General features: G+C 74.0%; 21 protein-coding genes and 1 riboswitch. Of the genes, 13 read left to right on the top strand and 8 right to left on the bottom strand.

What is annotated here, in order from left to right; genetic code table 11:
* Window positions 1–63 precede the first annotated feature (63 nt).
* On the top strand, window positions 64–1,260 hold the full coding sequence (locus tag D7M15_RS07280) for an MBL fold metallo-hydrolase (protein ID WP_121516742.1): 1,197 nt from the start codon (window positions 64–66) through the stop codon (window positions 1,258–1,260).
* A gap of 108 nt (window positions 1,261–1,368) precedes the next feature.
* On the opposite strand, the gene D7M15_RS07275 is transcribed toward D7M15_RS07280, so the two are convergent.
* The 4 genes from D7M15_RS07275 to D7M15_RS07260 form a co-directional block, all read right to left on the bottom strand.
* Window positions 1,369–2,445: a serine/arginine repetitive matrix protein 2 gene (locus D7M15_RS07275; protein WP_121516741.1), complete on the bottom strand. Its 1,077-nt coding sequence runs from the start codon at window positions 2,443–2,445 to the stop codon at window positions 1,369–1,371.
* A gap of 9 nt (window positions 2,446–2,454) precedes the next feature.
* Complete coding sequence (locus D7M15_RS07270; protein WP_127201717.1) at window positions 2,455–2,871, bottom strand: hypothetical protein; 417 nt, start codon at window positions 2,869–2,871, stop codon at window positions 2,455–2,457.
* Complete coding sequence (locus D7M15_RS07265; RefSeq protein WP_240649171.1) at window positions 2,858–4,669, bottom strand: hypothetical protein; 1,812 nt, start codon at window positions 4,667–4,669, stop codon at window positions 2,858–2,860. Before D7M15_RS07265 ends, D7M15_RS07270 begins: the two co-directional genes overlap by 14 nt.
* Before the next feature lie 311 nt (window positions 4,670–4,980).
* A complete protein-coding gene (locus tag D7M15_RS07260; RefSeq protein ID WP_121520378.1) occupies window positions 4,981–6,402 on the bottom strand; it encodes an MFS transporter in 1,422 nt (473 codons plus the stop codon).
* Window positions 6,403–6,654: 252 nt separating this feature from the next.
* On the opposite strand from D7M15_RS07260, the gene D7M15_RS07255 reads away from it, so the two are divergent.
* The 10 genes from D7M15_RS07255 (at window position 6,655) to D7M15_RS07210 (ending at window position 17,400) form a co-directional block, all read left to right on the top strand.
* Window positions 6,655–7,563, top strand: a complete 909-nt coding sequence (locus tag D7M15_RS07255) for a helix-turn-helix transcriptional regulator (RefSeq protein WP_121516739.1) — start codon at window positions 6,655–6,657, stop codon at window positions 7,561–7,563.
* Between the two features lie 156 nt (window positions 7,564–7,719).
* On the top strand, window positions 7,720–8,910 hold the full coding sequence (dusB, locus tag D7M15_RS07250; protein ID WP_121516738.1) for a tRNA dihydrouridine synthase DusB: 1,191 nt from the start codon (window positions 7,720–7,722) through the stop codon (window positions 8,908–8,910).
* Between the two features lie 210 nt (window positions 8,911–9,120).
* Window positions 9,121–9,315 (top strand): hypothetical protein, encoded by a 195-nt coding sequence (locus tag D7M15_RS07245; RefSeq protein ID WP_121516737.1) that lies wholly within the window; start codon window positions 9,121–9,123, stop codon window positions 9,313–9,315.
* Window positions 9,308–9,829, top strand: a complete 522-nt coding sequence (locus tag D7M15_RS07240; RefSeq protein ID WP_121516736.1) for a DUF6879 family protein — start codon at window positions 9,308–9,310, stop codon at window positions 9,827–9,829. The genes D7M15_RS07245 and D7M15_RS07240 overlap by 8 nt, the downstream gene beginning before the upstream one ends.
* The gene (locus D7M15_RS07235; protein WP_121520376.1) at window positions 9,826–10,656 is read left to right on the top strand and encodes a helix-turn-helix transcriptional regulator; all 831 of its coding nucleotides are present in this window, start codon (window positions 9,826–9,828) and stop codon (window positions 10,654–10,656) included. The genes D7M15_RS07240 and D7M15_RS07235 overlap by 4 nt, the downstream gene beginning before the upstream one ends.
* A 232-nt stretch (window positions 10,657–10,888) precedes the next feature.
* Window positions 10,889–12,052: a protein-L-isoaspartate(D-aspartate) O-methyltransferase gene (locus D7M15_RS07230; RefSeq protein ID WP_121516735.1), complete on the top strand. Its 1,164-nt coding sequence runs from the start codon at window positions 10,889–10,891 to the stop codon at window positions 12,050–12,052.
* Between the two features lie 99 nt (window positions 12,053–12,151).
* Window positions 12,152–12,379, top strand: coding sequence for a dodecin (locus tag D7M15_RS07225; protein ID WP_121516734.1), 228 nt, complete (start codon window positions 12,152–12,154; stop codon window positions 12,377–12,379).
* Window positions 12,380–12,804: 425 nt separating this feature from the next.
* Entirely contained in the window at window positions 12,805–15,519 is a 2,715-nt protein-coding gene (ppdK, locus tag D7M15_RS07220) for a pyruvate, phosphate dikinase (protein WP_346428787.1), read from the top strand.
* 325 nt (window positions 15,520–15,844) lie between these two features.
* Entirely contained in the window at window positions 15,845–16,723 is an 879-nt protein-coding gene (locus D7M15_RS07215) for a metallophosphoesterase (protein WP_121516732.1), read from the top strand.
* A complete protein-coding gene (locus D7M15_RS07210; RefSeq protein WP_121516731.1) occupies window positions 16,723–17,400 on the top strand; it encodes a 4'-phosphopantetheinyl transferase superfamily protein in 678 nt (225 codons plus the stop codon). The genes D7M15_RS07215 and D7M15_RS07210 overlap by 1 nt, the downstream gene beginning before the upstream one ends.
* A 171-nt stretch (window positions 17,401–17,571) precedes the next feature.
* Here the strand turns inward: D7M15_RS07210 and D7M15_RS07205 are convergent, their stop codons facing one another.
* The 3 genes from D7M15_RS07205 to D7M15_RS07195 all read right to left on the bottom strand — a co-directional run bounded on the left by D7M15_RS07205 (window position 17,572) and on the right by D7M15_RS07195 (window position 21,396).
* Complete coding sequence (locus D7M15_RS07205; protein ID WP_121516730.1) at window positions 17,572–18,843, bottom strand: transglycosylase family protein; 1,272 nt, start codon at window positions 18,841–18,843, stop codon at window positions 17,572–17,574.
* A 6-nt stretch (window positions 18,844–18,849) separates the two neighbouring features.
* A riboswitch (cyclic di-AMP (ydaO/yuaA leader) is annotated at window positions 18,850–19,027 on the bottom strand.
* A gap of 483 nt (window positions 19,028–19,510) precedes the next feature.
* Window positions 19,511–20,488, bottom strand: coding sequence for a response regulator (locus D7M15_RS07200; RefSeq protein ID WP_121516729.1), 978 nt, complete (start codon window positions 20,486–20,488; stop codon window positions 19,511–19,513).
* Window positions 20,485–21,396: an oxidoreductase gene (locus D7M15_RS07195; protein WP_121516728.1), complete on the bottom strand. Its 912-nt coding sequence runs from the start codon at window positions 21,394–21,396 to the stop codon at window positions 20,485–20,487. Before D7M15_RS07195 ends, D7M15_RS07200 begins: the two co-directional genes overlap by 4 nt.
* A gap of 256 nt (window positions 21,397–21,652) precedes the next feature.
* On the opposite strand from D7M15_RS07195, the gene D7M15_RS07190 reads away from it, so the two are divergent.
* Complete coding sequence (locus tag D7M15_RS07190) at window positions 21,653–22,381, top strand: helix-turn-helix transcriptional regulator (protein ID WP_121516727.1); 729 nt, start codon at window positions 21,653–21,655, stop codon at window positions 22,379–22,381.
* A 31-nt stretch (window positions 22,382–22,412) separates the two neighbouring features.
* Here D7M15_RS07190 and D7M15_RS07185 read toward each other — a convergent pair whose 3' ends face one another.
* Window positions 22,413–22,826, bottom strand: coding sequence for a VOC family protein (locus tag D7M15_RS07185; protein ID WP_121516726.1), 414 nt, complete (start codon window positions 22,824–22,826; stop codon window positions 22,413–22,415).
* 123 nt (window positions 22,827–22,949) lie between these two features.
* Here D7M15_RS07185 and cutA point away from each other — a divergent pair, with 123 nt between their 5' ends.
* Window positions 22,950–23,279 (top strand): divalent-cation tolerance protein CutA, encoded by a 330-nt coding sequence (cutA, locus tag D7M15_RS07180; RefSeq protein ID WP_121516725.1) that lies wholly within the window; start codon window positions 22,950–22,952, stop codon window positions 23,277–23,279.
* Window positions 23,280–23,283: the final 4 nt, after the last annotated feature.

Genomic DNA, 23,283 nt, shown 5'->3' with positions numbered 1-23,283 from the left:
TGGAGCGGAACATCGGCCCCTTCCGGAGCGTTTTCCCCACAACAGCATCACACGGGAGGTGTCATGACCGGACTGCGGCCTGTTTCCTTCGGCGCCGAGCCCACCGGTGAACGGCTCGAAAGGATTCTCCGCTCTCCGCACTACGACCCCGCCACGGGCGCCTTCCGGAATCCGGTGGAGGCGCGCACGGAGCCCCAGGCGTCGGGATCGCGTACGGAGATGGCCCGCGCCCTGCTCAGCCGCAAGGGGCGCAGGCCGACCGGGCGGGTGCCCGTGCGGCGGCCGGACCTGTCCGCGCCGCCCGCCTCCGGGCTGCGGCTGACCTGGCTCGGGCACTCGACGGTGCTCGCCGAGATCGACGGGCGCAGGGTGCTCTTCGACCCGGTCTGGGGCATGCGGTGCTCGCCGTTCGCGTTCGCCGGGCCGAAGCGGTACCACCCGGTGCCGTTGCCGCTCGCCGGGGTGGGGCGGCTCGACGCGGTCGTCATCTCGCACGACCACTACGACCACCTCGACATGGAGACGGTCCGCGAGCTGGGCCGCCAGGGCGCGCACCTGGTCGTGCCGCTCGGGGTCGGCGCGCACCTGGAGCACTGGGGGCTGTCGCCCGCCGACTTCACCGAGCTGGACTGGCACGAGTCCGTCGAGCTGTCCGGGCTCACCCTGACCGCCACCCCCGCCCGGCACTTCTGCGGTCGCGCCCTGCGCAACAGACAGCGCACCCTGTGGGCGTCGTGGGTGGTGTCCGGGCCGGACCACCGCGTCTTCCACAGCGGCGACACGGGCTACTTCGAGGGGTTCGCCGAGACCGGCGACGCGTACGGGCCGTTCGACGCGACCATGATCCAGGTCGGGGCGTACAGCGACTTCTGGCCGGACATCCACATGACGCCCGAGGAGGGCGTACGGACGCACCTCGACCTGGTCTCCGGGCGCACGGGCGCGGCGGGTGGCGCGCTGCTGCCCATCCACTGGGGCACGTTCAACCTGGCGCCGCACCCGTGGCAGGAGCCCGCCGAGCGGATGCTGCCCGCGGCGGCCGCGGCGGACGTACGGGTCGCGATCCCGGAGCCGGGCCAGTCGTTCGAGCCGTCGGGCGCGCTGCCCTCGGCGCCGTGGTGGCGCCCGCTGAGCGAGCCCGCGCCGGGCGGTGCCGGGACGGCGACGGCGGCCCCGCCGGAGCCCGCGCGGGCGCAGGCCCCGGCCCCGACGCGGCCGAAGGCGGACCCGGACACGTCGGCCGCGCCCGCGGGCGGCTGACGGGAGGCACGGCGGAGAGCGGACGAGGGGGCCACCGGGCACTCCGGCGGCCCCCTCGTGCCGTTCTCGTCCCGGCTCGCGCGCTCCGGCTCCCGGCCCGGACACCGCCTAGGGGGAGCCGGGCACGAAGTGCCGCGTCGCCGTCGTCAGGACCTTCGCGCGTACGGCCGGTTCGTCGGCGGGCGCGCAGGCCAGCAGGGCGTACCGCTCGGCGTCGATGGCGGTGAAGACGCGCTCGACGCACTCGCGGCGGCCGCCGCCGTCCGCGCTGTCGTACGAGTAGTGCAGCTCAGCCGCGTCACCCTGCGGGTTCTCGGGTCCTCCGGTCGCCGGGCCCACGCTCAACTCGCTGTAGCCCGCGGCCTGGTGGGAGAGGTTCGAGGACGCCTCCCTGGTGGCCTCCAGCGGGGTCATGCCCACCTCGGTGATCCGGAAGACCTGGAGCAGGGACTGGTCGTCGGGCGCGGTGTAGAAGACGACGCCGGTGTCGCCCGTGGTCCGCTCCCAGCCCGTCGGCACGGCCAGGGTGAAGCCCTCCGTGTCCTCCGCGAGCCGGAAGCCCGGCGGGGGATCCGCGGGCGCGGGTGTGCCGTTCGTGCCGTCGTCCGTGCCTCCGATGCCCTCCGTCCCGTCCGGTGCCGACGGGGACGGCGTGTTCCGCGGCGGGTCCGTCCCCTCGGTCGGGTCGCCGCCGTCCGGACCGGGCGCCGGTGCGCTGGTGCTCGTGCCGTCGGCCTGCGACGGTGACCCGTCGCCGTCCCCGCCCAGCCCGATCCAGGCGGCCACGCCGACCGCGGCCGCCGCCGCGACGACGGCGAGCCCGACGGCCAGCGGCTGGTTCAGCCAGGACCCGCCCTGGCCCGGCCCGGGACCGCCGCCCGGCCCCGGTCCGCCGGGCGGCGGTACGTAACCAGCGATCGTGGGCAGCGCCGCCGTCCGCCCGTCGCCGTACGTCTGCCCGACGACGGTCTGTCCGGCGTACGTCTGCCCCGGCCCGGGCGGTTGCTCCGGCCCCTGCCGCCCCGCCCCCGCCCCGGCGCCCGCGGCGGACGGCTCCGCGAGCGGTCGTGGCGGCGGCGGGGGTACGTACGCCTGTGGTGTCGTCCCCGTCTCCCAGCGCTGCGCGGCCTCGTTCCAGCGGGCGGGCTCGTCGGCCCCGCTCCCGCCTCTCCCCGTTCCGGCCATGTCCGCTCCTCAGCCCCTCAGCAGCGAGGCCACCGACTCGCTGACGGCGACGCCCGAGCCGAGCGCCGCCACGAACGTGCCCGCGGTGGCCAGCGCGTCGCGCAGCGCCTCCAGGCGGGTGCGGGACGCGGCGCCGGAGGTGTCGATCTCGTCCTCGGCGGCGACGAGTTCGGCGTCCAGGACACGGGTGTCGTCGGTGGCGACGAAGCGGTCCAGGTCCTCCCGCAGTTTCCGTACGGCCTCCAGCAGCGCCCGCTGCGCGGGGTCCGGGCCCTGCCCGCCGCCGTACGTGGTGTTGGTGGTGCTCGCGGAGCCGCCCTGGCCGAAGTTGAACGCGCTGTTGTCCGCCCTGTCGATGCGCACCCCGGGCGGCTGCCCGCCCCCGGCGCCGTCCGTGCCCGTCGTCCCGCCGTCAGCTGCTGCCATGGTTCGCTCCCGCGTTGCTCGTGGTGCCCGTACCGCCAGTACCGCCCGTGCCCGCCGTGTTGTTCGTCGTCGCCGTGCTGTTCGCGCCGAAGGTGAACGCGCTGTTGTGCGCCGAGTCGATGTACGTACCGCCGCTGACGTTGACGACCTTCTGCTCGAACTCCGCGGTACGCCACCCCGCTTCGTACAGCGACACCTTGACGCCGTCCGTCACCCGGTCCTGGATGCTGCGGAGGTAGCGGAGCACGTCCATCTCCTGGAACAGGGAGACCTCCGGCCCGGTGCCCGCCTCCCGTACGGAGACCGCGGGCCCGTCCGGCAGCGCGCGCCGCTTGTCGGACGTGAGCAGTTCCTTGGTGCTCCCGATCCAGCGGACGAGCGCGGCCAGGTTGAGCGCCGCCGCCGACGGGGACGCGGTGAGCGCCGAGAAGACCTTGCCGAACGGGCCGGCCTGCGCGTAGTCGTGGGCCATCCGGTCGGCGTCGCAGAACTTCCGGTCCACGGGCGGCAGTACGTGCGGGGCGATCTCCAGCATCAGCATGCCGCCCTGGGTGTGGACGCGGACGAAGACGGTGACGACCAGCTCCTCGTGCCAGCCGCCGACCCTGATCCGCAGGAAGTGCCGCCTGCTCTCGCCGCCCTCCTCCACGGCCGCCGCGCTCAGGACGGCGAAGGACGCCGGGTCGTACGCGACGCCGTACCGGCCGGGCACGCCCTCGGCGGGCATGAACACGCACTCGTCGACGTGCAGTTCGCGCAGCCGGTCCCGTACGCCCTCGGCCTGCTCCGGCGAACTGTGGCCGCCCGCCGGGATCTTGAGGTTGTCGACGAGCCCGTGGATCGTGTCGAGGATCGTGCGGTTGTCGACGGGCCGGGGCGAGGCGTCCTCGCGCGGACGCAGCTCCACCGCGAGGGTCCAGGTGTCGAAGGCGCCACCGGCACCGCGGAACGGGTTGTCGGTGTGGTACATGATCAACGGCGCGTGCTGCTCCTGCCGGATCTGCTGCTTCGTACGGTCGGCCCGGCGGCCCATCGGGCCCTCGGCCGGGTCGGCGGCGGCGTTGGGGAAGTGCTGCGCGGAGAGCGGCCCCCGCATCAGCCGGGCGAACTGGCCGCGTTGGAGCCCCACGGCGACCGGGAGCGGCACCAGGAAGAGGAACAGCGTCAGCCACGCGTCGCGCTTCTCGGTGTCGCCACCCGAGCCCGTGCCGGAGTCCGTCAGCGGGGTGAACAGGTCGGCGCCCGGCAGCCCGTCCAGCGCTTCGCGGGGGCTCTCGCCGCCCGGGTCGCCGAACGCCGTGCCCAGCAGCACGAGCAGCACGATGGCGAGCAGGATGCGGCCGTACCAGCGCAGCGCCGTACTCCCGAGCGTCCGCGCCGCCGACGCCTGCGCCGTCTCGCCGGTGCGGCGGGTGAGCGCCTTCCCCATGGCCAGCAGGAGGCAGGGCAGCGCCAGGAGGATGAACAGCCAGCCGGTGAGCAGTGTCGACACGACCCAGAACAGCAGGAAGCCGAGGCCCCAGGCGAGTTCGAGGCGGCGGGCGTGCAGCGCGTGCGCGAGCACGCGGGCCGCGTCGATGCCGAACGACGGGGCGGTGAAGCGCTCCTCGTGCACGTACAGCTCGTCGAGGACCTTCGCGCGGTACTCGCCGTCCATGTGGACGCCCGCGCAGAGGTAGCGGCACGCCTCGCTGGCGGCCGGTTCCACGCGGGGCTTGGCCCAGACCGCCGGATCGGCGGGTGGCGCGCCGCCACCGCCGTTTCCGCCGCTCTGTCCGGGCACCGGGATACGGGGCACTGGCACTCCGTTCGGGATCGGGACGCGCGCGTGGTCCGCCGGGAGCGCGCGGCTGTCCGTGGGTGGTCCGTGGGGGAGTGGCGGGCTGGAATCGTAAGGTGGCGAGAGCCGTCCGTACGCGTTCCGGGAGGGTGAAACCCGGCGCACAGAGGGGCGTTCGGGTGTACGCCGGGGGCTTGGGGGGCTCGCGGAGCCCCGCCCGTGCGGTGTCCCGTGCGTTCGTGTGCGGTCGGGTGTCCTCCTTTGTGGGAGTGTCTGCGAATGATCCGTTCCGGGTAAGTCGCTTACCGGCCAAGCGAACTGACTCCCCGTCACCCCTTCCCGCGCGGCAGCCGCAGGCTCAGCAGCGTGATCGTCACGACCACCGCCAGGTGCGCGGTCAGCGCCAGCGCCAGCGCGTCCCGCATGCCGCGCTCCGGCACGACCGCCAGGAACAGCGCGCCGATCACGGCCACCCCCAGCGCGGCGGCGGACTGTTGCGCGGTCGCCATCACGCCGCCGCCCACGCCCGCCTTCTCCGCCGGTACGTCCGCCAGCACGATCCGTATCGACGCCGGAAGGATCAGGCCCTGCCCGAAACCGGCGACGACCAGCCCGGGGGCGAGCGTCGCGAAGTCCAGCCCCTCCCAGGAGCGGAGGACGGTGAGCACGAGGATCACCAGGCCCGTGGCCTGGAGCAGCCCGCCGCAGGTCACCACGCGGTCACCGAAGCGCCCGTTCAGTCGCGGCCCGGCGAGGGAGGCGGCGAAGAAGGCGAGCGCGTACGGCACGAGCGCGGTGCCCGCCCGTACCGGCCCGTAGCGCAGGCCCTCCTGGAACGCGATCGCCAGCACGAACATGAACCCGCCGAAGCCCCCGACCGTCAGCGCCACCAGCGGCAGACCGCGCCGCATGCCCGGCAGTCGCAGCAGCCCCGGCGGCACCAGCGGCACCCGGCCCGCGCGGTCCGCGCGGCGCTCCACCACGGCGAACGCCCCGGCCAGGAACGGGAACGCGGCCAGCGCCAGCCACGACCACAGCGGCCAGCCCGCCGCACGCCCCTCGGTGAGCGGCAGCAGCAGCGCGACCAGCGCCGCGCCGAGCAGCACCGTGCCCGGTACGTCCACGGGCGCGGGCCGGGCGGAACGGGTCTCCGGCACCGCGTACCGCACCAGGACGAGCAGCACCAGCACGGCGGGCACGTTCACCAGGAACACCGCGCGCCAGCCCGTACCGGCGAGGTCGGCGGCGAGCAGCACGCCGCCGAGGATCTGCCCGGCGACCATGGCGAGTCCGGCGGTGGCGCCGTACAGGCCGATGGCGCGCGTACGCCGCCGCCCCGTCGTCCCGGCCTGGATGGTGGCGAGCGCCTGCGGCAGCATCGCGGCGGACGCGGCGCCCTGCGCGACGCGGGCGGCGATGAGGCTCCAGGCGTCCTGCGCGAGCCCGCACGCGAGGGAGGTCACGGCGAACGCGACCAGCCCGGCGAGGAACAGCGCGCGCCGCCCGAACATGTCGCCGAGCCGTCCGCCGAGGACGAGCAGCACGGCGTACGCGACCCCGTAGCCGGCGACGACCAGCTCCAGCAGGGCGGGGTCCGCGTGGAGGTCGCGGCCGATGGCGCCGAGGGCGACGTTGACGATGAAGAAGTCGACCAGGGGCAGCGCGGCGCCCGCGAGCACGGTGAAGAGGCCGAGCGCGCCGAGGGGGCTGTGCGGGGTGTCCGGCGTGCTCGGCGCGCGTTCACGGCCCAACCGGCGTACGCGGGGCCGGAGTTCGGCCCGCGAGGGCGGTACGGGGCGTACGGCGCGTCGGGCGGGGACGGGGTCGGGTACGCGGACGGGAACGGGCGCCTCCGCCGGGTCCGCGGTCCGTACGGTCTGCTCTGTCACGGGTTCACTCACGTCCACAGACACTGCGGCACTCCCCAGAGGGGTACCAGAGTGTGTTCATCCTGGTACCGGCACTACCTGGAAACGCCCTCCGGACGCGCGCATGCTGTACGCATGAGCATGGCCGTCGAGGAGACCACCGCACCACCCGTGCCCGTCACCGCCCCCGTGGACGGGGGCGGGCTGCGCCGCCGTGAGCTGGCCGCGTTCCTGCGCAGCCGCCGCGAGCGCATCGCGCCGGAACAGGTCGGGCTGCCGCGCGGGCGGCGCAGGCGTACGCCCGGACTGCGCCGAGAGGAGGTCGCGCACCTCTCGGCGGTCGGCGTCACCTGGTACACCTGGCTGGAACAGGCCCGGCCCATCCAGGTCTCGCCCCAGGTGCTGGACGCGCTCGCGCGTGCGCTGCTGTTCGACCAGAGCGAGCGCGCCCACCTCTTCGTGCTCGCCGGGGTCCCCGACCCCATGCCCGGCCGGGAGTGCACCGGGGCGGTCAGCGACTCGCTGCGGCGCACCCTGGAGCAGCTGGAGCCGTACCCGGCCTGCGTGCAGAACGGCCGCTACGACCTGCTGGCCTACAACCGCACCTACGGCAAGCTGTTCTGCGACCTCGACGCCCTCCCGTACGAGGACCGGAACTGCCTGTGGCTGATGTTCACGCACCCCGAGTGGCGGGACACGCTCGTCGACGGGGAGGAGGCGCAGCGCCTCATGACGGCGAACCTGCGCGCCGCCATGGCCGACCACATCGCGGAGCCCGCGTGGAAGGCGCTGGTGTGCCGCCTCCAACGGGCGTCGCCCGAGTTCCGCGAGCTGTGGGACCGGCACGAGGTCGTCCAGGCCGCGGCCAAGGTCAAGCGCTTCCGCCACCCGCGGGTCGGGCTGCTGCACTTCGTACCGACGAAGCTGTGGCTCGGCCCGAACCACGGCCCGCGGCTCGGCGTGTACGTGCCGGACGACGCGGAGACGCAGGCGCGCGTCGAGCGGCTGCACGCCCTGATCCTGGCGGACGAAGGCACCGGGTAGGGGGATGCCTCACCGCCGGGCGCCGGGTGCGCGCGGGGTGCGCGACAATGGACGGCGGCCCGCGCGACCGTACGCCGCCACCGGACCCGTACGGTCGGCACGTCCCGCGTGGCCCGTACCGACGTGAGACACCCCGACACACGAGGACCCCGTTCCATGACCCAGCCGCTCCAGCTCGGCCCGTACGCCGTCCAGCCGCCCGTCGTGCTGGCGCCGATGGCCGGGATCACGAACGCGCCGTTCCGGACGCTGTGCCGGGGGTTCTCGGGCGGCCAGGGGCTGTTCGTCAGCGAGATGATCACGAGCCGCGCGCTGGTCGAGCGGAACGAGAAGACCATGCGCCTCGTCCACTTCGACGCCGGGGAGTCCCCGCGCTCCATCCAGCTGTACGGGGTGGACCCCGCGACCGTCGGCAAGGCCGTCCGCATGATCGTCGACGAGGACCTGGCCGACCACGTCGACCTCAACTTCGGCTGCCCCGTGCCCAAGGTGACCCGCCGGGGCGGCGGTTCGGCCCTCCCGTACAAGCGCCCGCTGCTGCGCGCCATCCTGCGCGAGGCCGTGACGGGCGCTGCCGGGATGCCGGTGACGATGAAGATGCGCAAGGGCATCGACGACGACCACCTCACGTACCTCGACGCCGGGCGGATCGCCGTCGAGGAGGGCGTCACGGCGATCGCGCTGCACGGGCGTACGGCCGCGCAGCACTACTCCGGCACGGCCGACTGGGACGCCATCGCTCGCCTGAAGGAGGCCGTCCCCGAGATCCCGGTGCTCGGCAACGGCGACATCTGGTCGGCGGACGACGCCCTGCGGATGGTCGCCCACACCGGCTGCGACGGGGTCGTGGTCGGGCGCGGCTGCCTGGGGCGGCCCTGGCTGTTCGGCGACCTGGTGAGCGCGTTCGCGGGGAGCCCGGACGCGGGGGACGCGGGGGACGCGGACGGTACGGGCGACGGCGCCGCGGGCGGGCGTGCGTACGCGCGGCCGACGCTGCGCGAGGTCGCGGACACGATGGTGCGGCACGCGCGGCTGCTCGGGGAGTGGCTGGAGGACGAGGCGCACGGCGTCATCGACTTCCGCAAGCACGTCGCCTGGTACACGAAGGGCTTCTCCGTCGGCTCCGACCTGCGCCGCAGACTCGCCGTGTCCTCGTCCCTGGCCGAACTGGCCGACCTCCTCGGCGAACTCGACCTCGACCAGCCCTGGCCCGCCGCCGGAGCCGACGGCCCTCGCGGCCGCACCTCCGGCCGCGACCGCGTCGTCCTCCCCGACGGCTGGCTCCGCGACCCGTACGACTGCGCGGGCCTCGGCGCGGACGCCGAACTGGACACGTCGGGCGGCTGAGGGGTTCACCCCTCGACTTCCCCTCGTCCGGAGAGGCGACCTTCGGAACTCGGGCGCTTCGGAGGTTCCGCGAGCGGTTTCCCGTTGTGGAAACCGGGACCCCTTGCCTCGTCGACCGGGCTCCAGAACGATCGGACGGGAACGATCGGACGGGACAGCACCGGATACGGGTGCGCCGTTCGTGGGGGCGGCTCGACGAGGGGAGTGCGTGTGAAGGTGACCGTGCTGGCGACGACATGCGACAAGAAGGACTGCCCCACCATCTACGAGACGGACCGGGGCACCGTTCTCGTGCAGGGGGAGACACCGATGGGTCACGGCCTGGCGATTCCCGCTCACGAGGGTCTCGTGGAGATCCCGATGGATCTGGTCCGCGAGGCGTTCGGGGACAGGTTCCGTGACTGAGCGCACCCTCGGGGACCTGTTCGACGGCTTCCGGCGGGAGGCGTTCCGGCTGGAGACCCTGGACGACTACAGCCGTTCGGGCAGCGTGGACGCGTACCGGCGGTTCCTCGACGGCCAGCCCCGACCGGCCGGTTACAACGACGACTGGTGCGCCGAGGTCCGGCAGCACGTGGCCGAGGGGCGGCGCGTCCACCGGGTGCACGTGCTGGCGCGGCCGCTGACGCCGTACCTCCGGTTCGAGCTGGGCTGGGGGTACGTCACGAACGCCGCCGCCGGTGAGGAGTTCTTCATCCTCGACGTCACGGACCGGCCGTCCCCCCTGCCGCCGGAGGTCGGGGACTTCTGGCTGTTCGACGGGGAGGCGACCGCCCTCCTGCGCTACGACGCGGACGGCGGGTTCCGCGGGGCGGAGGTCCTGCCCACCGACCGGGCCGGGCACTACGCCGCCTGCCGGGACACGGCCCTGGCCCACGCCGTGCCGTTCACCGACTGGTGGGCGCGGCACGCGGTGTGAACCGTTCGGAGTTGGGTGCCGCGCTGCGGGCACTGCGGAGGTCTTCCGGGAAGGAGGCCAAGGCGGTCGCCCGCGGCGCCGTCATGTCGGCCAGCAAGCTGAGCAAGATCGAGACGGGGCGGCTGTCCCCGAGCGCGGACGACGTCGACCGCATCCTGTCCGCCGTGGGTGTGTCGGACGAGGTCCGGGCGGAGTACGCGGACGTGGCCCGCTCCGTCGCCACGGAGGCCACGGCGTGGCGGCTGATCCAGCGGGCCGGGCTCGACAAGGCGCAGCGCCACCTGCGGGAGACCGAGGCCCGCACCAGCCTGCTGCGGGTCTTCCAGCCCGCGCTGGTGCCCGGCCTGCTTCAGACCCCGGAGTACGCGCGCGCGGTGCTGTCCCGGCACCGCGACCTGTCGGCGGAGACGGTACGGCGCACGCTGGGCGCGCGGCTCGAACGGCAGGAGGCGCTGTACGACCAGGGCCGCGCGTTCCGTTTCGTGCTCACGGAAGCCGTGCTCACCTGGGAGATCGTGCCGCCCCTCGTACTCGCCGGGCAGCTCGACCGGCTCGCCGCCGTGTCGCGGCTGCCGAACGTCGACGTGCGGGTCGTACCCCGGGCCGGGCCCAAGCACGACTTCGCGAACCATCCGTTCGTCGTCCACGACCGGCGCGCGGCCCGTGTGGAGGCCACCCACGCCGAGATCGTCGTGACCGATCCGAGGGACGTCGCGTTGTACGTCGAGAAGTTCGAGGGGTTCGCCGAACGCGCCGTGGGCGGGGTCGAGTTGGCCGCGCGGCTGGAGTCCGTACGCGCCGAGGTCCTGGGACAGCCGGGGCCCTGAGGGCGGCAGTGCTTGCCGTAACGGGAAAGCGGCTGGGAACCGCGTGCGCGCCGGTCCACGATGGCGACACGGGGCGGACACGTGGCCCTTCGTCGATCTCGTGGGAGGCAAGCATGGTGACGACGGCCGACGCCGACGACGGCAGGCACGGTGGCCCGCCGGAGGACAAGCCGTGGACGCCGCCCCCGGAGCCGCCGTCCCCCGACGGTTCCCGGCCGAAGTAGGGGAGCCGATGGAACACCGGCGGATCAGCCGCGCCGAACTCGACGCGATGGGTGCCTTCCGGTCGCCGCGGCTGCGGGCGGCCTTCGACGCCGTCGACCGGGAGGCGTTCGCCCCGGACCGGTTCTGGGGGTACGACACGGACGACCACGGGCTGCACGAGGTCGTCGACAAGCACCGGGACGAGGAGGCGTGGCGGCGGACGGTGTGGGGCACCCACCGGTCGCTCATCCTCCAGATGGACGACGGCGTCACGCCGGAACAGGGCCCGGCTAGGGGCGACTTCACGTCGTCGATCTCCGGCCTGGACATCGTCTTCGAGAAACTGAACCGGCTCGACGTACGGCCGGACAGCTGCGTCCTGCACCTCGGTACGGCTTCGGGCTACGACTCGGCCCTCCTCTGCGAGCTGGTCGGTGACGGCAACGTGACCACCGTGGAGTGCGACCCGGTGCTGGCCGCCGGTGGCGCGGCCAACCTGGCGCGGGCCGGGTACGGCCCGACCACCGTCACCGGCGACGGGCTCGTCGGCTGGCCGCCGAACGCGCCGTACGACCGGATCGTGTCGACCGCCGCGGTGCGCGGCGTCCCGGAGGCGTGGTGCGCGCAGGCGGGTGAGGGAGCAGTGGTCCTGACGCCGTTCAACACGCTGTTCGCCCCGGGCGGTCTGCCGCGGCTCGGCGTGCGTGGGGGCGTGGCCGAGGGGCGATTCGTCGGCGGGGCCTGTTACATGTGGGCGCGCGGCCACCGGCCGGTGCGCCGGATCGACCCGCCGGACCGCGCGCGCAAGGAGGCCTCCGTCCTCGACCCCGCGGAGGTTCCGGCGGGGGACTGGGCCGACCGGTTCGCCCTCGGTCTCCTGCTGCCGGACGTGGCGTACGCCTGCCGGGGTGAGGGGGAGGGGAGGCGTACGCAGCTGTGGGACGAGGACGGTACGTCCGTCGCCGTCGTGCGGCACGGCGCGTGGTGGCTGCCCGACGCCGTCACGGTGTACGGGCGGCGGAACCTGTGGGCCGAGCTGGTGCGGGCGTACACCGTCTGGCGGTGCGAAGGGCAGCCGCACTACCAGCGGTTCGGGCTGACGTACGACGCGCGGGGGCGGCGCCTCTGGCTCGACGACCCCGCCGTGGTCCTGCGGTCCTCGCCGCACCGGAACGGCACCGGGTGGGACTGACCTTCGCGCGTACGGCCCGCCGCGGGCGGTTTTCGTCCGGTCGCGGGGGGCTACTCGGGCGGGGCACGGTGGAGGCAACGGAACGAAGGAGAGGCCGCCATGGCGAACCACACGTACCGCGTGACCGAACTCGTCGGATCGTCCCCGGACGGGGTGGACAGCGCGATCAGGAACGGCATCGAGCGTGCCTGCGGGACGCTGCGGCAGGTCGACTGGTTCGAGGTGACGGAGATCCGCGGGCACATCGAGGACGGCCGGGTGGAGCACTTCCAGGTCGGGATGAAGCTCGGCTTCCGGCTGGAGGAGCAGGATCAGGAGCAGGCGTAGCGGCCCGCCCGCGACCCACGTACGGGCATGGCACCCAGTGCCGTTGATCGTCCGCATGGTGGGACGCGGGCGCCCGTACGCCCCGTGATCCTCGCCACTCTGATCAGTTCCGCGCTCGTATGAGCGCTCAGATGCGTGCTCCATCTCTCCAAGGAGCGGCCCCGTGCTTTGCCGTCCCTTGGTTGGGGACGTGAAGGGTGAAGCTCGCTTTCCGTGTGTTCCGGGCGAACGGTGAACACGCTTAGCGACCGTCCCTTCGGTACATCAACGGATGCCGTGAACCCCCGGCGTGTACGCGCACTTTGGATGCCATGCCGTACGGGTGATCACACCCGTACGGCATGCCGCCGGACGTACCTCCCGGCCTTCGATCTGGGTACGCTCCCCGCCGTCAGGGCAGCCCGTCCACGAGGAGTGGAGTCGTCGTGCCGGATCACGCGGAGAAACCAGCGAACGCGCAGCACCACAAGTACGTCTACGACTTCACCGAGGGAAACCGGGACCTGAAGGACCTCCTCGGCGGCAAGGGCGCCAACCTCGCCGAGATGACCAACCTCGGTCTCCCGGTGCCACCCGGCTTCACCATCACCACGGAGGCGTGCAAGGTCTACCTCGCGTCCGGCCACGAGCCCGCCGCGCTGCGCGACGAGGTCGGCACCCATCTCGACGCCCTGGAACGGCGGATGGGCAAGCGCCTCGGTCAGCCGGACGACCCGCTGCTGGTGTCCGTACGGTCCGGCGCGAAGTTCTCCATGCCCGGCATGATGGACACCGTCCTCAACATCGGCCTCTCCGACGAGTCCGTGCACGGGCTCGCCACGCAGGCGGGGGACGCGCGGTTCGCGTGGGACTCGTACCGGCGGCTGATCCAGATGTTCGGCAGGACCGTCCTCGACGTCGACGGCGACCTCTTCGAGGAGGCGCTGGAGGAGGCCAAGCGGCTCGCGGGCGCGGCCACCGACGTGGACCTCGGCGCGGCCGAACTGGAGCGGCTGGTCGAGCAGTTCAAGGCCATCGTGGTGAAGGCGACCGGTCGCGACTTCCCGCAGGACCCGCGCGAGCAGATGGACCTCGCCGTACGGGCCGTCTTCGACTCGTGGAACGGCGACCGCGCCCGCCTCTACCGCCGCCAGGAGCGCATCCCGCACGACCTCGGCACCGCCGTCAACATCTGCTCCATGGTCTTCGGCAACCTCGGCCCCGACTCCGGCACCGGCGTCGCCTTCACCCGCGACCCGGCCTCCGGCCAGCAGGGCGTCTACGGCGACTACCTCCAGAACGCACAGGGCGAGGACGTCGTCGCGGGCATCCGCAACACCGTGCCGCTCGCGGAGCTGGAACGGCTGGACAAGACGTCGTACGACTCCCTGATGCGGATCATGGAGACGCTGGAGACGCACTACCGGGACCTGTGCGACATCGAGTTCACCGTCGAGCGCGGCACCCTGTGGATGCTCCAGACCCGGGTCGGCAAGCGGACGGCCGCCGCGGCCTTCCGGATCGCCACGCAGCTCGTGGACCAGGGGCTCATCGACGAGGCCGAGGCGCTGCGGCGGGTGAACGGGGCGCAGCTCGCGCAGCTGATGTTCCCGCGCTTCGACACGGACGCCGAGGCCGAACGCATCGGCTACGGCATCGCGGCGTCGCCGGGGGCGGCCGTCGGCAAGGCGGTCTTCGACTCGTACACGGCGATCAAGTGGTCCCGTTCCGGCGAGCGCGTCATCCTGATCCGCCGCGAGACCAACCCCGACGACCTCGACGGCATGCTCGCCGCCGAGGGCATCCTCACCAGCCGGGGCGGCAAGACCTCGCACGCCGCCGTCGTCGCCCGCGGCATGGGCAAGACGTGCGTGTGCGGCGCGGAGGAGCTGGAGGTCGACACCAAGCGGCGGCGGATGACGGCGCCGGGCGGCACCGTCGTGGAGGAGGGCGACACCGTCTCCATCGACGGCTCCTCCGGCCGGGTCTACCTCGGGGAGGTGCCCGTCGTGCCGTCGCCCGTCGTGGAGTTCTTCGAGGGCCGCGTCCACGCGGGCGCCGACGAGGCCGACGAGCTGGTCAAGGCGGTGCACCGGGTGATGGCGTACGCCGACCGCGTACGCCGCCTGCGGGTGCGCGCCAACGCCGACAACGCCGAGGACGCCGCCCGCGCCCGCCGCTTCGGCGCGCAGGGCATCGGGCTGTGCCGCACCGAGCACATGTTCCTCGGCGCGCGGCGCGAGATGGTGGAGCGCCTGATCCTCGCGGACACCGACGCCGAACGCGACACGGCGCTGGCGGGCCTGCTGCCGCAGCAGAAGCGCGACTTCGTGGAGCTGTTCGAGGCGATGGACGGGCTGCCGGTGACCGTACGGCTGCTGGACCCGCCGCTGCACGAGTTCCTGCCGGACATCACCGAGCTGTCCGTACGGGTCGCGCTCGCCGAGTCCCGCGAGGACGCCAACGAGAACGACCTGCGCCTCCTCCAGGCCGTCCACCGGCTGCACGAGCAGAACCCGATGCTGGGCCTGCGCGGCGTACGGCTCGGGCTGGTCATCCCCGGCCTGTTCACCATGCAGGTACGGGCCATCGCGGAGGCCGTCGCGGAACGGAGGGCCGCCAAGGGCGACCCGCGCGCGGAGATCATGATCCCGCTGGTGGGCACCGTGCAGGAGCTGGAGATCGTACGGGAGGACGCGGAACGGGTCATCGCGGAGGTCGAGGAGGCGTACGGCACCGACCTGCGGCTGTCGCTCGGCACGATGATCGAGCTGCCGCGCGCGGCGCTGACGGCCGGGCAGATCGCGGAGTCGGCGGACTTCTTCTCCTTCGGCACCAACGACCTGACGCAGACCGTCTGGGGCTTCTCGCGGGACGACGTGGAGGCGAGCTTCTTCACCGCGTACCTGGAGAAGGGCATCTTCGGGGTGTCGCCGTTCGAGACCATCGACCGGGACGGCGTCGGCGCGCTCGTCCGGGACGCCGTGGCGGCGGGCCGCGCGACCCGGCCGGACCTCAAGCTGGGCGTCTGCGGGGAGCACGGCGGCGACCCGGAGTCGGTGCACTTCTTCCACGAGGTGGGCCTGGACTACGTGTCGTGCTCGCCGTTCCGCGTGCCCGTCGCCCGACTGGAGGCGGGCCGCGCGGCGGCCGGGGGCTGAGCCCCCCGGGACCGGGTGCTGAGACCTCCGGGACCGGCCGCCGCACACCCTCACCGGCGGCGGCCGGTCCCGGACCCGGGAAGGGGGCGGGCCCTGTGCGGGGGCCCGCCCCCTTCCGCCCATACGTACGCTCCCGGTGGCCTCGCCCGTACGCCCGCCCGCCTACCCGCCCGTACGGTCCGGGCTCCGTCGCACGTACGGCCGACCGCGGAATACGGGTGTCATCCGCGATGGGTACGCTGGGCTGCCGTGCCCGCGGCGACGAGCCGACGGGCGGGCCGGACCGCGAGGCGGTGCCGTACGAGAAAGATGGGGGAGGCCGTACGTGTCGTCGTCGGGAAAACTGCTCGCCGTCAGCGATCTGCACGTGGCGTACGAGGAGAACCGCACCGTCGTCGAGGGCCTGCGCCCCGACTCGGACGGGGACTGGCTGCTGCTGCCGGGTGATGTCGCCGAGAAGTGGGAGGACATCGAGTGGGCGCTCCGGCTGCTGGCTTCGCGCTTCGCGAAGGTGATCTGGGCACCGGGCAACCACGAGCTGTGGACGCACCCGCAGGACACCGTGGACCTGCGCGGTGAGAAGAGGTACCTGCGACTGGTCGAGCTGTGCCGGGAGTTGGGCATCCTGACCCCCGAGGACCCGTACCCGGTCTGGGAGGGCGGCGACGAACCGATCACGGTGGCGCCCCTGTTCGTCGGGTACGACTACACCTTCCGCAGCCCCGGGGCCACCACCAAGGCCGAGTCGCTGCGCCTCGCGCACGACGCGGGCGTGGTCTGCACGGACGAGTACCTGCTGCACCCCGACCCGTACGCGAGCCTGGACGACTGGTGCCGCGCCCGCGTCGCGGCCACCACGGAGCGGCTGAAGCAGATCGACCCGGCGCACCGCACCGTGCTGCTCAACCACTATCCGCTGGTGCGCGAGCCCACCCGGGTGCTGCGCTACCCGGAGTTCGCGAACTGGTGCGGCACCGAGCTGACCGCCAACTGGCACACGCGCTTCCGCGCCGCCGCCGTCGTCTACGGGCACCTGCACATCCCCCGCGTGACCTGGCACGACGGGGTGCGGTTCGAGGAGGTGTCCGTCGGCTACCCGCGCGAGTGGCGCCCGCGGCCGCCCCGTACGCCGCTGCGGCAGATCCTGCCCGAGCCGTCGTCGTCCGGCGCCCCGGCGGGCCGGGGCACGGGGGAGGGCCGCTGATGATCGAGGAGATCCTGCCCGCGACGGTGCACGCCGAGGAGGCGTTCGACGACACCTCGCGCGGCGGCCCGGAGACGCTCTACCCGGAGGAGGCCGCGGCCGTCGCGAAGGCGGTGGCGCAGCGCCAACGGGAGTTCACGACCGTACGGGCCTGCGCGCGCGCCGCCCTGGGGCGGCTGGGGCAGCCGCCGGTGCCGCTGGTGCCCGGCAAGCGCGGGGCGCCGCAGTGGCCGGACGGGGTGGTCGGCAGCATGACGCACTGCACCGGCTACCGCGCGGCGGTGGTGTCCAGCGCCGAGGACACGCTGTCGCTCGGCATCGACGCGGAGCCCAACGGGCCGGTGCCGGACGGTGTGCTGGAGGCCGTCTCGCTGCCGTCCGAGCAGAAGTGGATCGCGGAGCTGTCCGCGCGCGTGCCCGAAGTGGCCTGGGACAGGCTGCTGTTCAGCGCCAAGGAGAGCGTCTTCAAGACGTGGTATCCGCACACGGGCACCGAACTCGACTTCGCCGAGGCGGAGATCGAGGTCGACGAGGTCGAACGGACCTTCCACGCCCGCCTCCTGGTGCCCGCCCCGCTGATCGGCGGGGTCCGGCGGCACGGCTTCTCGGGCCGCTGGGTCGCCCGGGACGGGCTGGTCGTCACGGCGATCCACCTGCCGCGCCAGCCGTCGGCGTAGGCCCGTAGGCCCGTAGGCCGTACCCCGGCCGTACGCACGCACACGCAAAGGGCGCCCTCCTCCGCCGAGAAGGGCGCCCTTTGCGTGGTGCGGTGGTCGCGGTGCCGGGCGGACGTCGCCGTCCAGGCAGCCGGACCCGGGTCAGCCGGAGCTGCGTCAGTCGGAACGGGGTCAGACGGAGACGCCGTTGGCCCGCAGGTACGCCAGCGGGTCGATGTCCGAGCCGTAGCTCGGGCCGGTCCGGATCTCGAAGTGCAGGTGCGGGCCGGTGCTGTTGCCCGTCGAGCCGGAGAGGCCGAGCTGGTCGCCCGCGCCGACGGTCTGGCCCGCCGACACCGACAGGGACGACAGGTGGCCGTACTGGCTGTAGCGGCCGTCGTCGTGCTTCACGACGACCTCGTTGCCGTACGAGCCGCCCCAGCCCGCGGAGACCACGGTGCCGCTGGTGACGGCCTTCACCGAGGTGCCGCTGGAGGCCGAGAAGTCGACACCGGTGTGGCTGCCGCTGGACCAGCTGCCGCCGGACGCGCCGTACGGGGTGCTGGTGGGCGCGTCGACCGGCTTCTGGAAGCCGCTGCTGTTCGACGGGGCGGCCGCCTGCTCGCCGCCGTTCGACTCGGGCTCGGCCTTCGGCTCCGCCTTCGGGGCCTCCTGCTTCGGCTGCGGCGCCGGGGTCTCCGGACGCGACTCCGAACGCGAGGAGCGCTGCTCGGACCCGCCCGACGAGTTCAGCGACAGCTGCTGGTCGGGGTAGATGAGGTTCGGGTCGTCACCGATGACGTCGCGGTTGTTCTCGTAGATCCGCTCCCAACCGCCGTCCACACCCTCGGCCTTGGCGATGAGGAACAGGGTGTCGCCGGAGCTGACGGTGTAGTCCGCGGACTTGGCCTCGCGCTTGCCGCGGTCGGCCGCGGGTGCCTGCTCGCGCTCGGCGGGCTTGGCCTCGGGCTTCGCCTTCGGGGCCTCCTGCTTCGGGGCCGGTTCGGCGGCGGGCTTCTCGGGCTGGGCCTGGGGCTGGCCGCCCTGGTCGCCCTCACCGGAGGGGTCGATGTCGGGGGAGCCGCTGTTCTGCGTCAGACCGGCCTTGGGGCCGCAGACGGGCCAGGCGTTCGGGCCCTGGACGGCCAACACCTTCTCGGCGATCTCTATCTGCTGCGCCTTGGTGGCCTGGTCGGCGGTCGCGGCGTACTTCGTGCCGCCGAAGGACTGCCACGTGCTCTGGCTGAACTGAAGCCCGCCGTAGTAGCCGTTGCCGGTGTTGATGCTCCAGTTGCCGGTGGACTCGCACTGGGCGACCTGGTCCCAGGTGTCCACCGAGGCGGCGTTGGCGCTGCCCGCGCCCATGAGCGGCAGGGCGATGCCCGCGCCACCCGCCGTGAGGGCGAGGGTGGCGCGTGCGATGCGCTGGGTACGGGGGCGGCGATGACGTCCGCGTGCAGACATAGTGGTGCTTCCTCTCCTACGCCTGCGAGGTGAGCTGTCGGGTTCGGGCTGGAGTTGCCCGGTCCGCGCACACGTGTCGGGGCCACGTGAGCGCGTGACTTCACCCCAAGCCGACCGTGCTGGGCGCACGTGCGGCACTTACCTGGGTCCCCCACTCCTGCCGTGACGGTGACGTTGGCTCCTCGACCGGGCGGCAGGACTAGGCGTCCCGGTGAGGCCCGTCGCGAAGTCGCGGCGGGATTCGAAACGAAAACACACCCCATTCGTCCCGGCAAGGAGCGTTCGTTTACGTCCGACCGGTCACGGGAAGACGAGCGCCGAGGAAGCCACCCTGCGCTCCTTTCCGTTACCTCTCCGTGATTGCCGATCTTTGCTTCGGCAATCCGAATCAGGCCGCGTGCCAGGCGAGTTGACCCGACGTGAGGGTGGGTCGCGCGGGGAGTGACCTACGGTGGGTGACGGTTCTGTTAGTCACGTCACGTCTCGCCGCGGAAAGCCTCATCTGCTGCTTTGGCGTACAAAACGGACCACGGGCGCACGGGTGGGACGTGGTCGGGTTCTTGTGTGAGTGATCCGGAGTTCGGCGGCCGTGTGGCGAGTTGGGGCGTACGTCCCTTTTCGGCCGTCTGTGTGCGCGGTCTCCGTGGCCAGTGGCCGGTGCCCGGTGTCAGTGCCCGCCCCGGCCCGTGCCCGGCGGCGGCGGTGTCGTCGCGTGGTAGCGGCGCTCGGGCCGCCCCGTCGTGCCGTACCGGAGCGTCACCTCGGCCCGGCCGACCGCGACGAAGTGCTCCAGGTAGCGCCGCGCGCTGACGCGGGACAGGCCGCTGCGTTCGGCGCACTCGGACGCCGAGACGCCCTCCGGCGCGCCGTCCAGGGTGCGCCGTACGAGCGCCGCCGTCTGCGCCGTCAGCCCCTTCGGCAGGCTCGCCGCCGCCGCGGCCGTCGCCGCGCGCGCCCCCGCCCGGTGCGGGTCCGGGCCGGAGCCCGCCCCGGTGGCCCCCGTACGCCCGCCCGCCGCCGTACCGCCGCCCGCGCCGCCCGTACGTCCCGCGCGCGCGGCGCCGTGGGCGGCGGCGCCGGTACCGCCCGGCCCGGCGCCGCCGCCGAAGACCCGGTCCAGGTCGGCCTGGCCGGCCGCGTCCAGGTCGGCCAGTTCACGCCGCCGGTGGGCGTACTGGAGCAGCCGCTCCTGGAGCGTGCCGACCTCGAAGGGCTTCACGATGTAGTGCACGGCGCCGCCGCGCAGCGCGCCCCGTACGGTCTCCAGGTCCCGCGCGGCGGTCACCACGAGGACGTCCACGCCGTGCGTGCCGGGCTCCTCGCTGGCGCGCAGCGCGCGCAGGACGTCCAGCCCGGAGATGTCCGGCAGGTACATGTCGAGCAGCACCAGTTCGGGCCGCAGCTCCCGTACGGCCGCCAGCGCCTCCGCGCCTCCGCGCGCCTCGCCGACGACGGTGAAGCCGGGGGTCCGTTCCACGAGGGTGCGGTGCAGCCGGGCGACCATGAAGTCGTCGTCCACGACGAGCACCCGTACGGCGCCCGCCTCCTCGCCTCCGGTCCCGCCGCGTCCGGTCTCCCCACGGGGCGCCCGCCCGCCGCCCGCCGCGTCCGGCCCGTCCTCCGGCCCGGCGGCGGCGCCGCTCATCCCAGCGCCCCGTACCGTACGGCCGTCAGCCGCTCCGACTCCGACCACAGCAGCTCGGCCGCCAGGTCGTGCCGGGTCCACGGCGCCCGCCAGGCCGGGCCGGGCGCGCCGCGCGTACCCAGCCGGGTCGGGCCGAGGAAGGCGCCGGGCGCGACGCGGGGCGCGGTCGCGGCGTACAGGCCGGGCGCGGCGCCGTGGTCCGCCGACGAGGCGACGAGCAGCGTGAGGCGCATCACGCGTTCGCGGACCCGGCTGCCCGCCAGGCGGGGGCCCTTGGCCTGCAACTCCGTGGCGGCGTAGCCGGGATGGGCCGCGACGGCGGTGAGCGGCTGCCCCTCCGCGCGGCGCGCCAGCTCGTGGGTGAAGAGGAGGTTCGCGGTCTTCGAGCGGCAGTACGCCTGCCAACTGCGGTACCCGTGCGCGCTGTTGAGGTCGTGGATGTCGATGTTGGCCATCGCGTGCGCCATGCTCGACATGGTCACCACCCGCGCCCGGCCCGCCGCCAGCAGCCGGTCGAGCAGCAGCCCGGTGAGGGCGAAGTGCCCGAGGTGGTTGACGCCGAACTGCGTCTCGAAGCCGTCGGCGGTCCGCGCGAACGGCACCGCCATCAGCCCCGCGTTGTTGACGAGCGTGTCCACCCGGTCGTACGGCAGGCCCGCCGCGAACGCCCGTACGCTCGCCAGGTCCGCCAGATCCAGCGGCCTGAACTCCGCCCGCGCCTCCGGCACTTCGGCCAGCAGCCGCCGTACGGCCGCCGCGCCGCGCTCCTCGCTGCGGCACGCCAGCACGACCCGCGCGCCGCGCCGCGCCAGCTCGCGCGCGATCACCTCGCCGAGGCCGCTGTTGGCGCCCGTGACGACCGCGGTGCGGCCGCTCTGGTCGGGGATGTCCCGTGCTGTCCAGCCCATCGCCCGTCGTACTCCTCGCCTCGCGCGACCGCCCGCCCCCGGGGGCCGCTCCGCCTCGGGGGCACAGCGTAGGGCGGCGGGGGCGGTGAGGCGAGCGTCGGCGGCGCGGACGTGCCGGGCATGGCCGGTACGGGGTGTTCCCCGGGGCGCGGCGTGGCCGGTACGGGGCGGTGGGTCCGTACCGGTCACGCCGCCGGTGCCGCCCGTGCCGCTCGCTCGCGGGGCCGCTGTCGGTGGTCTCCGGCATGCTGGGGGCATGTACGGAGAACGGCCGTCACGGCTCGGCGGCGGCACCGTCCTGTGGACCGTCACCCCCGACGCGGGGGCGGCCGGGGCGGCGGGGGCCGTCGCCGGGGAGACGCGGGTGCTGCCGGACGGCTGCATGGACCTGATCTGGTACGACGCGGCGCCCGGCGGGGGACCGGGCGGCTTCCTCGTCGCGGGCCCGGACACCCGGGCGCACGTCGTGCCCGGCTTCGCGGGCAGCGCCCTGATCGGGCTGCGGTTCGCCCCGGGCACCGGCCCGTCGGTCCTCGGCGTGCCCGCGCACGAGTTGCGCGACCAGCGCGTGCCGTTCGACGCGCTCCGGCCCGCGCGCGAGGTGCGGTGGCTGGCCGAGCGGGTCGCCGCGGCGCCCGACCCGGGCGCCGCCCTGGAGGCGGCGGCCCGGCCGTGCGCACCGGCCGACCCGCTGGGCCGCCTGGTGCCCGCCGCGCTGGCGCGCGGGCGGAGCGTCGCGGACGTCGCCGCCGCGGCCGGGCTCAGCGAACGGCAGCTGCACCGCCGCGCGTTGGACCTCTTCGGCTACGGCCCGAAGACCCTCGCCCGCGTGCTGCGCATGCGGCACGCGCTGCGGCTGGCGCGCGGCGGCGAGCCGTTCGCGGGGGTGGCGGCGCTGGCCGGGTACGCGGACCAGGCGCATCTGTCCCGCGAGGTCAGGGCGCTCGCGGGGGTGCCGCTCTCGCAACTGGTCCGGCGGCCGTGACGACGCGGGCCGGTGACCGGGACGGGTGGCGTCACGCGGGCGGGGCCGCCGGCGCGGGGAGCGGCGCGTACAGGTCCACGGAGTTCCCGTCCGGGTCCCCGACCGAGGCGTACCGCTGGCCCCAGACCGCGTCCCACGGCTCCCGCAGCCCGGGGTGTCCGGCGGCGGTCAACTCCGCGTAGACCGCGTCCACTTCGGCGAGATCGTCGCACCGGAAGGCCAGCGCCACGCGTCCCTCCCCGGTCGGTGGCCGCCAGTCCGGGTCGAAGGAGCGGACGGTCTCGACGGTGTCCCAGGCGAGCCGTACGCCGCCGGGTGTCGTCGCCTCCACGTGCGGGGCGGAGTCCGCGTCGGAGGGGAGGTCCAGGCCGAGGCGGCGGTAGAAGGCGAGGGCGGCGGGCATGTCCGCGGTCACCATGCCGACGAAGTCGAAGCGTGGGGTCATGCCCGGCACGTTAGGGGCCGGGGAGCGGCCCGGTCTTGAACGAAACGGACGCGTCGCGCGCCCCCGCACGCCTGCCCGCGCCCGTACGACCCGCACGCCGCCCCCCGTGGCTACGGTGTGCGGATGGCCGACATCCTCACCGTCCTCACCACCACCGGCAGCGCGGAGCAGGCGGAAGCCCTCGCGCGCGGCGCCGTCGAACGCCGCGTCGCCGCCTGCGCGCAGATCAACGGTCCCGTCACCTCCGTCTTCCGCTGGGACGGCGCGGTGCGGACCGAGCCCGAGTGGCAGGTGCTGTTCAAGACGAGCGCCGCGCGGTACGGCGAGCTGGAGGCGTACGTACGGGACGCGCACCCGTACGACGTGCCGGAGATCATCGCGACGCCCGTGACGCGCGGCTCCGCCGACTACCTCCGCTGGGTGGACGAGGAGACCTCGGCCGCCGGCACCTGATCCA

The sequence above is a fragment of the Streptomyces sp. Z26 genome, from assembly GCF_003665095.1.
Taxonomy (GTDB): domain Bacteria; phylum Actinomycetota; class Actinomycetes; order Streptomycetales; family Streptomycetaceae; genus Streptomyces; species Streptomyces phytohabitans.
Note: the sequence above shows the minus strand (reverse complement) of the source record. Positions and strands in the feature narration are given on the sequence as shown.